The organism is Verrucomicrobiota bacterium (genome assembly GCA_016871535.1).
GTDB lineage: Bacteria > Verrucomicrobiota > Verrucomicrobiia > Limisphaerales > SIBE01 > VHCZ01.
The window spans coordinates 22,667-29,759 of record VHCZ01000056.1; the positions used below are offsets into that span (position 1 = coordinate 22,667).

A 7,093-nucleotide genomic window follows, 5' to 3' on the forward strand; every position below is an offset into this window, starting at 1 on the left:
GATTTACTCTCGAACGACTGCCTGCAGCTTCTGTTTTAGCTGCTCCACCACTTTCTCGTGGACTGCGTTGACCTCCGTGTCCGTCAGAGTCCGTTCCGGATGGCGATAGGTGAACGCGTAGGCCACGCTTTTCTGGCCAGCGGGCACATGCTCGCCGCGAAACACGTCGAACAGTTCCACGCTTTCGAGGTTTTGCGGTTTGGCCTGCTTGACGGCATGGAGGATGGCTTCGTGCGTCGTCCGCTCGGTCACCAACATCGCCGCGTCCCGCCGAATGGAAGGAAAGGCCGGCAAGGCTTTGAAGGATCGAGACGTATTCCTCCGGGCTAACAGCGCGTCCAGGTCCAGCTCCGCGAGAAACACCGCACCCCGCAGATCGTGGCGTTTGGCCAGGGCGGGCTGGAGTTGCCCGATTTCGCCCAGCGGCATCTTGCCGCCCAAACTAATGACGGCCGATTCCAGGAACAATTTGGTGGGCTCTGCGCGCCGGGCGTAAGCGGTGCCGCGCAGACCGAACTGTTCCAGAAACTCTTCGAGGACTCCTTTCAAATCGTAGATGTCGAACCGCGCGCCCCGTTCGTTCCCGCTCCAGAACAATGCTTCGCGCTGGCCGGTGAGGGCGACGGCGATCCGGCGCTCTTCATTCAACCGCCCCGCCGAACTCAGAAACACCCGCCCCACCTCGAAAAGCGCGGCGTCGCTGTTTTTCCGGGTTTCATTGTGGCGCAGCGAGTCGATCAGACCGGGCAGCAAACTCGGGCGCAACACGTTCATGTCGTTGCTGAGCGGATTAGCCAGGCGGATCGACATATCCGGTGAGGCGGCCAACTCGGCGGCGGTATCCGAAATCAATGTCTGGCCCTGCGCTTCGTTCAACCCGAGGCCCGCCAGAATTCGCCGGACTTCGGCGATTTGGTCGTGAACCGCGTCGTAGGCGTTGGCCCCAATCGCGCTGCGCGGCGGCGTCGATGGAATCTGATCCGCTCCGAACAGCCGGCCGATTTCCTCGATCAAATCCACTTCGCGCTTCAGATCGACGCGGAAGAATGGAATCTGGAAAACCGTGGTGTGCGGCATGCGCACGCCGGTCGTCGGCGCGACTCCCGGTCCGGTGAGGATCTCCAGGCCCAGGCGGTGCAGAAATTCCGTTTGCTGGTCGGCCGGAATGTCCACTCCGAGCAAAGCCGAGGTCCGGGTGTGTCGCAAGGCAATCTGCCTGGGCGCCGCCGGGTTCGGGTAAGCGTCCACGACGCCGGCGGCCAGCTTCCCGCCCGCGGTTTCCAAAATGAGTTGCGCTGCGCGCCGGCTGGCCCAATCGCAAACGGCAATGTCCGCGCCTCGCTCGAATCGATAACTGGACTCGCTCCGGAGTCCGAGCGCTTTGCTCGTGCGGCGAATATTGGCCGGTTTGAAATGGGCGCTTTCGATCAGGACGTCGCAGGTGCGGTCATTAATCTCGGTATTCTGGCCGCCCATGATGCCGGCCAGCGCCACACCCTGGGTCTCGTCGGCGATCAAGAGCATATCGTTCGTCAGCATGTGTTCTTGATCATCCAGCGTTGTGAATTTTTCTCCCGCACTCGCGCGGCGAACGGCAATCGTCGGGCGGGCAGCCCCGGACAGGCTGGAAGCCTGTCCTACTTTGGCAAGCAAATGATAATCGAACGCGTGCAGCGGCTGGCCGATTTCCAGCATGACGTAGTTGGTGACATCGACCACGTTGTTGATGCTGCGGATCCCCACTTTTTCCAGCGTCTGCCGCAGCCAATCCGGGCTTGGACCGATTTTTACTCCTTGAACTACCCGAGCCGTGTAGCGCGGACAAAGCTCAAAATCCTCAATTCGGACGGCGACCAGATTCTCGCAACGTAGGGCTGGCATCCTGCCTGCCCCGGACAAGCTGGAACCCTGTCCTACGTTAGGATCCGGGATCTTCAGAGGGTTGCCCGTCAAGGCGCTGATTTCCCGTGCAATCCCGATCACACTGTTCAAGTCCGGCCGGTTGGGCGTGATTTCCAAATCGTAAACAAAATCACCGGTGGCTCGCCCCAGGTATTCGGCAAAGGGCTGACCCACTTTGGCATCTTCGCGCAGGATCAGAATGCCCTCCGACTCCTCCGAGAGTCCGAGTTCCTTCGGCGAACACATCATGCCATGCGATTCGACCCCCATCACTTTGCGGACCTTAATCAGGAACGGTTCCTTGTCTCCTGGCCTCAGCGGCAGGGCATAGTTCGGCAAGATCAACGCCACCTTGTCGCCGGGTTTGTGATTCTGCGCGCCACAAATGATCTGGCGCTCGCTTTTGCCATCGTTCACGCGACAGACAGACAGCTTGTCCGAACCCGGCACCTTGTCGCGCGTGATCACCTGGCCGACGACGATTCCCTCGAACTCGCCGCTCAGCTTGTGGGTGCCTTCAACCTCGAGGCCCAACATCGTGAGCCGCTCCGCCAGTTCGTCCGCGGACCCGTTGAATTCGACGTACTGTTTGAGCCAGTTGAATGTGACTTTCATGTCGGAAACCAAAACTTACTTACTTCAGGAGATCTGGGATCGGCGCTGCGGCCTTCGGGAAGTCCGATCGATAATCCTCGCCCAGCAACGCGGAGATGGTTGCGGCGATCTGGCTTTGCGTCGCGGTCGAAGCCTGGGTGCGCTCGCCGAGCGGCGGAGTGTCCGGGCCGATCACAGCGATCCAAATGCCTTCGGCGCCGGCGATCTTTTCCCCATGATCCTTCCACGCGCTCGGACCGGCGCCGCGCCCGTGGTCGGTCGTGATAATGAACGTGGTCTTGTCGCGATACTGCGGCATCGCTTGGACCGTTTCCCAGAGTCGGCGGATGAAAGCATCGACCTGATGCGCGGCGGTGAGGTAATGATCGTACCGGCCCGCGTGGGCCCATTCATCGGTTTCGCCGAAGCCGAGGAAGAGCAAGCGCGGCTGTTTGCGTTTCACGTGGTCGAGCGCCGCGTGGAACAGGAACGAATCGAAAATCACGCTTTCCCAAATCTGCGTCGTGTCGCGCAGGAGCGCGGTGACGGCTTCGGGCACCTGGATTTCCGGGTTTTCAAACCGAGGTCCCCAAGCGGGCCAAATGGGTAGTTTGCTGCGCTCGATGTTGAAAATGTAAGGGAAGACGTCCCAGGTGGCGAACAGGGCCACCTTCGCTTGAAACCCGCTGCGTCCGTGGAGCCACTCGAAGACGGTGACATTGGCGTTCAACTTTTTCGCGTTGCTGTCCACCCGCGGATCAGCCGCTCCGGTGAGGACTTCGTTGTACCCTGGATAAGAGAACTTCCGGTCATTGGCAATGTTGACCACGCTGCCCTGGTTCTGGTTGCCGAGCAGTTGGCCGCGCTTCGCAATTTCCGTCCAGAAAAATGGCAGCAAAGCCTGCCGACGCTCTTCCGGTGACTCGCGCCAGAATTCCCGGCGGAGGGAGTTGGTGTTCTTCACCCCGCCGTTCTTGGCGTCGATGAGCAGTTCCTCAGCCCCGCCAAAGACTTCCTGCCAGCGCAACCCGTCGCTCATGATGAGGAAGACGTTCTGGGTCTTCAAACTCGCTGCTTCTGCACTCTGCAAGCAAGCGAAGAGCGCAAACAACGCAGCCAGGATCTTGAACGAAAGCGTCGAGGTGCAACTGAGAGCGCCCGCGGACGTCATGAAGCCACGTTCCAAAGGGATAGCTTTGAAGCGGCTCAGAACCAGGTGGGGGTTTAACCATCTGTTCATAACCCGGCAGCCAGGGGCATGATTTCGTCGAAGTGGGTGTCCTTGTGTTCCAGTTCGACTCCATTATGCGCGGCGCAGGCGGCGACCAGAACATCGGTTGCCGGAAAAGTCCTGCCTTTGTCGCGGCAGCGAATCGCGAGACGGTGTGCGAGCCTCCAAACCCCATCATCGGTTTCAAGTTTAGGTGCCGTGGCCTGCAACTCTTCGAGCTTCCGTTTCTCAGCTTGTCCGCGAGCGCCGTTCCAAAGCTCCAGCAACACCATATCGCACCATGCAGCTTCATCAGCTAGAAGCAGCGCCTCGACCCGTTCTCCCACCTCGCTCAGGCCGGGCCGCAAGTATTCCACCCAGGCGGAGGTATCCACCAGCTTCATGTCTTTTTCTCCCACTTGGCATCCTCGCGCATGATCTTCAGATCGTCCTGGGTCATGAAATGAACGAACGTGCCCTTCAGTTTTGTATTCAGGTCGCGCAGACGTTGAAGGCGGTTGAATCTCTCCAAGGCTGTGACGACGGCCTCGCGTTTGGTCTTGGCTCTGGTATATTTCATGGCTTCCTCCAAAACGCCGTCCGGAATATCAATTGTCGTCTTCATGCTTCCACAATGAACAAAGATGGCATCCTGTCAATTGGATTCCGGAATCCTAGAATTGCCGCAAAAACCTGACATCATTCTCGTAAAAGAGCCGGATATCGTTGATGCCGTAGCGAATCATCGCCACCCGTTCGATGCCGAAACCGAAGGCCCAGCCGCTCCAAATCTCCGGATCGTAACCCACGTTCTCGAACACTTGCGGATGCACCATGCCGCAACCGGCAATCTCCAGCCATTCCTTGCCCATCTTCCGCGTCAACGAACTGGAAAAATCGATCTCAAAGCTTGGCTCGGTGTACGAAAAATAATGCGGACGAAACCGCAGTTTGACTTCGTCGCCGAGCAATTCCTTGAACACATATTCAACCGTGCCCTTCAGATCGCCCACAGTCACGCCGTTGTCCACGTAAAGGCCTTCGATTTGCTGGAAGGTCGGATTGTGCGTGGCGTCGGCGTTGTCGCGGCGGTAAACCCGGCCCGGAGCGATGATCCGGATGGGCGGCGGCTGCTTCTCCATGACGCGGATTTGGACTGAGGAGGTGTGTGTGCGAAGAAGTAGGGCAGGCATCTTGCCTGCCCTTTGCGCGTCGGCGTCTGCCGCGGTGCCGGGCGGGCTGGAAGCCTGCGCTACCACTAGATAGAACGTATCCTGCGTGTCGCGCGCCGGATGATCTGCGGGCGTGTTCAGGGCATCGAAGCAATACCATTCGGTCTCGACCTCCGGACCGTCCGCGACTACGAAACCGATCTTGCGGAAAATTCGGACGATGTCCTCGGTCGTTTGCGTGAGAGGATGCAGTTTGCCCAGCAGCCGGCGGCGGCCCGGGAGCGTGAAGTCGGTGGGTTCCCTGGTCAAGGAGGCTTTGAGTTCGAGATCGCCCTTGCGCCCGGCCAGGGCCGCATCGAGCTCCGATTTCGCCAGGTTGATCGCCTTGCCCGCCGCCGGCCTTTCTTCTTTCGGCAGCGCGCCGAGGTGTCTCATCAGCGCGGTGAATTTGCCGTGGGTCCCGAGGCAGCCAACCCGCGCCTGCTCCAGCGTAACCAGGTCAGAAGCACTCTCAAGCTCCGCCAGCGCGGCCTTTTTGATCGCCTCAATTTCTTCGTGGAACGTCATGATTCCTGACTGCGTTTTACGTTTTACGTTTCACTCGCCGCCCGAAAGTGCAAAAGAAAAACGGGCGCCCAGTCTCCGGGTCGCCCGTTCGCGCTAAAACTGGACGCTGTCTCAGGCTTTGGCCGTTTTCGCCTTCAACGCGTTTTGGGCGACTTGGACCAATTCGCCAAAGGCGGCACCATCCCGCGCCGCGATGTCTGCGAGAACCTTTCGATCCAGGGCGACTTTGGCGGCTTTCAAGCCTTCCATGAAGCGGCTGTAGGTGAGTCCTGCCGCGCGGGCCGCGGCATTGATCCGGACTTGCCAGAGCGCGCGGAAATTGCGCTTCTTTGTTTTCCGATCGCGAAACGCGTATTGGCGGCCGTGGTCCAGCGCATCGGAGGCATAACGGTAAAGTTTGGAACGGCGCATCCGAAAGCCTTTGGCGGCCTGGATTGTCCGTTTGCGGCGCTTTCGGGAAGCGGGGGCGTTGGTAACGCGCATAAGCAGTGGTCGGTTATCCGTGGTCAGCGATCAGAAGCAGCGGATCAGTGGCTGAAGGGCAAATTCTGGGTGATGCGGTAGGCGTCGGTGGGATCCACCACGACGGCCGTGCCCAGCGAGCGGCGGCGCTTGGGATTCTTTGAGGCCAGCAAATGGCGCTTGCCCCCGCGCATGCGCAGGACTTTTCCCCGGGCCGAAATCTTGAATCGTTTCGCCACGGACTTTCGTGTTTTGACACCTTTGGGGCGACGCATAATCGTAAAGTTTCTCTCAAAAAGAGCGCGCAATATAGATTTCCAGCTTGCCGGAAGCAAGAGGTAATTTGGAGTCTTGCGTAATCAGTCAACCGGTGGGGCGAGCGTCCTCGCGAGCCGATTGGGATCGAACAGTGCGATAGACCGGCTCTGCAGGACCCTCGCCCTACCGTCGTTAACTGAGGGGTTACCCGCACGACGGCATTTTCCTTGTGCCTGCCACGCGGCGAGGCTTATCTTCGGCGCACAACAAAAAACAATTTCCCCCCCACCTATCGAAAGGAAAGTTATGTCCAACTTGACTCGACGCGATTTCATCGGAACGACGGCGGCGGGTGCGGCTGCGCTTATTGCACCGACGGCCGCGCTTGGCGCGGCTCGAAAAAAAATTCCCATCGGCATGCAGCTCTACTCCGTTCGAACGATCTTTCCCGGCGACGTTGCTGGAACGTTGGCGGGCATCAAGAAGATCGGCTATGAAGGAGTCGAATTCGCAGGATACGCGAACAAGGACGCCAAGACGCTGCGGCAATTGCTGGACGACAACGGCCTGAAATGTTGCGGCACGCACATCGGCTTGAAAACCTTGATCGGCGACGCCCTCGCTAAGAGCGTGTCCGAAAATTCCGCGGGGTCCTGTTTTCGCGCCAAAGGCCGGATGGCGAGGCGCAACGAAGGAGAATATCCTCCCTGGATCTTCGACTGAGGAGCAACGAAGCCAGGCGGCCTTTGGCGCGAAAACCCTCCGGGCGGCGGGTCTTTTGTCCGTGGCCTGCGTTGGCTGGGTCCTTACAGCCCGCGTTGGGGATGCTCGGACCTCGCCGCCTTGGCCACAGCCAAAATCCCTCGCCGCAGGACCCCGCGGAATTTTCGGACACGCTCTAAGACGGTCGAGTTCAACGAAACGTTGG

The 7,093-nt window shown here is 59.4% G+C and carries 8 protein-coding genes; 1 reads left to right on the forward strand and 7 read right to left on the reverse strand.

Annotated elements, in window-relative coordinates; translation table 11 throughout:
- Nucleotides 1–3: 3 nt before the first annotated feature.
- From FJ398_09980 to rpmI, 7 genes are all read right to left on the reverse strand, one after another.
- Nucleotides 4–2,517, reverse strand: coding sequence for a phenylalanine--tRNA ligase subunit beta (locus FJ398_09980; protein MBM3838277.1), 2,514 nt, complete (start codon nucleotides 2,515–2,517; stop codon nucleotides 4–6).
- Nucleotides 2,518–2,536: 19 nt separating this feature from the next.
- Entirely contained in the window at nucleotides 2,537–3,667 is a 1,131-nt protein-coding gene (locus FJ398_09985) for an AP protein (GenBank protein MBM3838278.1), read from the reverse strand.
- A gap of 65 nt (nucleotides 3,668–3,732) precedes the next feature.
- Complete coding sequence (locus FJ398_09990) at nucleotides 3,733–4,110, reverse strand: PIN domain-containing protein (GenBank protein MBM3838279.1); 378 nt, start codon at nucleotides 4,108–4,110, stop codon at nucleotides 3,733–3,735.
- Entirely contained in the window at nucleotides 4,107–4,331 is a 225-nt protein-coding gene (locus tag FJ398_09995; GenBank protein ID MBM3838280.1) for a type II toxin-antitoxin system VapB family antitoxin, read from the reverse strand. The genes FJ398_09990 and FJ398_09995 overlap by 4 nt, the downstream gene beginning before the upstream one ends.
- Nucleotides 4,332–4,380: 49 nt before the next feature.
- Nucleotides 4,381–5,445, reverse strand: a complete 1,065-nt coding sequence (gene pheS, locus FJ398_10000; GenBank protein ID MBM3838281.1) for a phenylalanine--tRNA ligase subunit alpha — start codon at nucleotides 5,443–5,445, stop codon at nucleotides 4,381–4,383.
- Nucleotides 5,446–5,556: 111 nt separating this feature from the next.
- Nucleotides 5,557–5,928 carry a 50S ribosomal protein L20 gene (gene rplT / locus FJ398_10005; GenBank protein MBM3838282.1) on the reverse strand — a complete coding sequence of 124 codons (372 nt, stop codon included), beginning with the start codon at nucleotides 5,926–5,928 and terminating at the stop codon, nucleotides 5,557–5,559.
- Nucleotides 5,929–5,972: 44 nt separating this feature from the next.
- Nucleotides 5,973–6,182, reverse strand: a complete 210-nt coding sequence (rpmI, locus tag FJ398_10010) for a 50S ribosomal protein L35 (protein MBM3838283.1) — start codon at nucleotides 6,180–6,182, stop codon at nucleotides 5,973–5,975.
- A 289-nt stretch (nucleotides 6,183–6,471) separates the two neighbouring features.
- On the opposite strand from rpmI, the gene FJ398_10015 reads away from it, so the two are divergent.
- Nucleotides 6,472–6,888, forward strand: coding sequence for a hypothetical protein (locus tag FJ398_10015; protein MBM3838284.1), 417 nt, complete (start codon nucleotides 6,472–6,474; stop codon nucleotides 6,886–6,888).
- Nucleotides 6,889–7,093 lie beyond the last annotated feature (205 nt).

Bases quoted from the DNA above. Each gene is read 5' to 3' on its own strand.
- FJ398_09980 (MBM3838277.1), bottom strand. From the start codon at position 2,517: ATGAAAGTCACATTCAACTGGCTCAAACAGTACGTCGAATTCAACGGG.
- FJ398_09985 (MBM3838278.1), bottom strand. From the start codon at position 3,667: ATGACGTCCGCGGGCGCTCTCAGTTGCACCTCGACGCTTTCGTTCAAG.
- FJ398_09990 (MBM3838279.1), bottom strand. From the start codon at position 4,110: ATGAAGCTGGTGGATACCTCCGCCTGGGTGGAATACTTGCGGCCCGGC.
- FJ398_09995 (MBM3838280.1), bottom strand. From the start codon at position 4,331: ATGAAGACGACAATTGATATTCCGGACGGCGTTTTGGAGGAAGCCATG.
- pheS (MBM3838281.1), bottom strand. From the start codon at position 5,445: ATGACGTTCCACGAAGAAATTGAGGCGATCAAAAAGGCCGCGCTGGCG.
- rplT (MBM3838282.1), bottom strand. From the start codon at position 5,928: ATGCGCGTTACCAACGCCCCCGCTTCCCGAAAGCGCCGCAAACGGACA.
- rpmI (MBM3838283.1), bottom strand. From the start codon at position 6,182: ATGCGTCGCCCCAAAGGTGTCAAAACACGAAAGTCCGTGGCGAAACGA.
- FJ398_10015 (MBM3838284.1), top strand. From the start codon at position 6,472: ATGTCCAACTTGACTCGACGCGATTTCATCGGAACGACGGCGGCGGGT.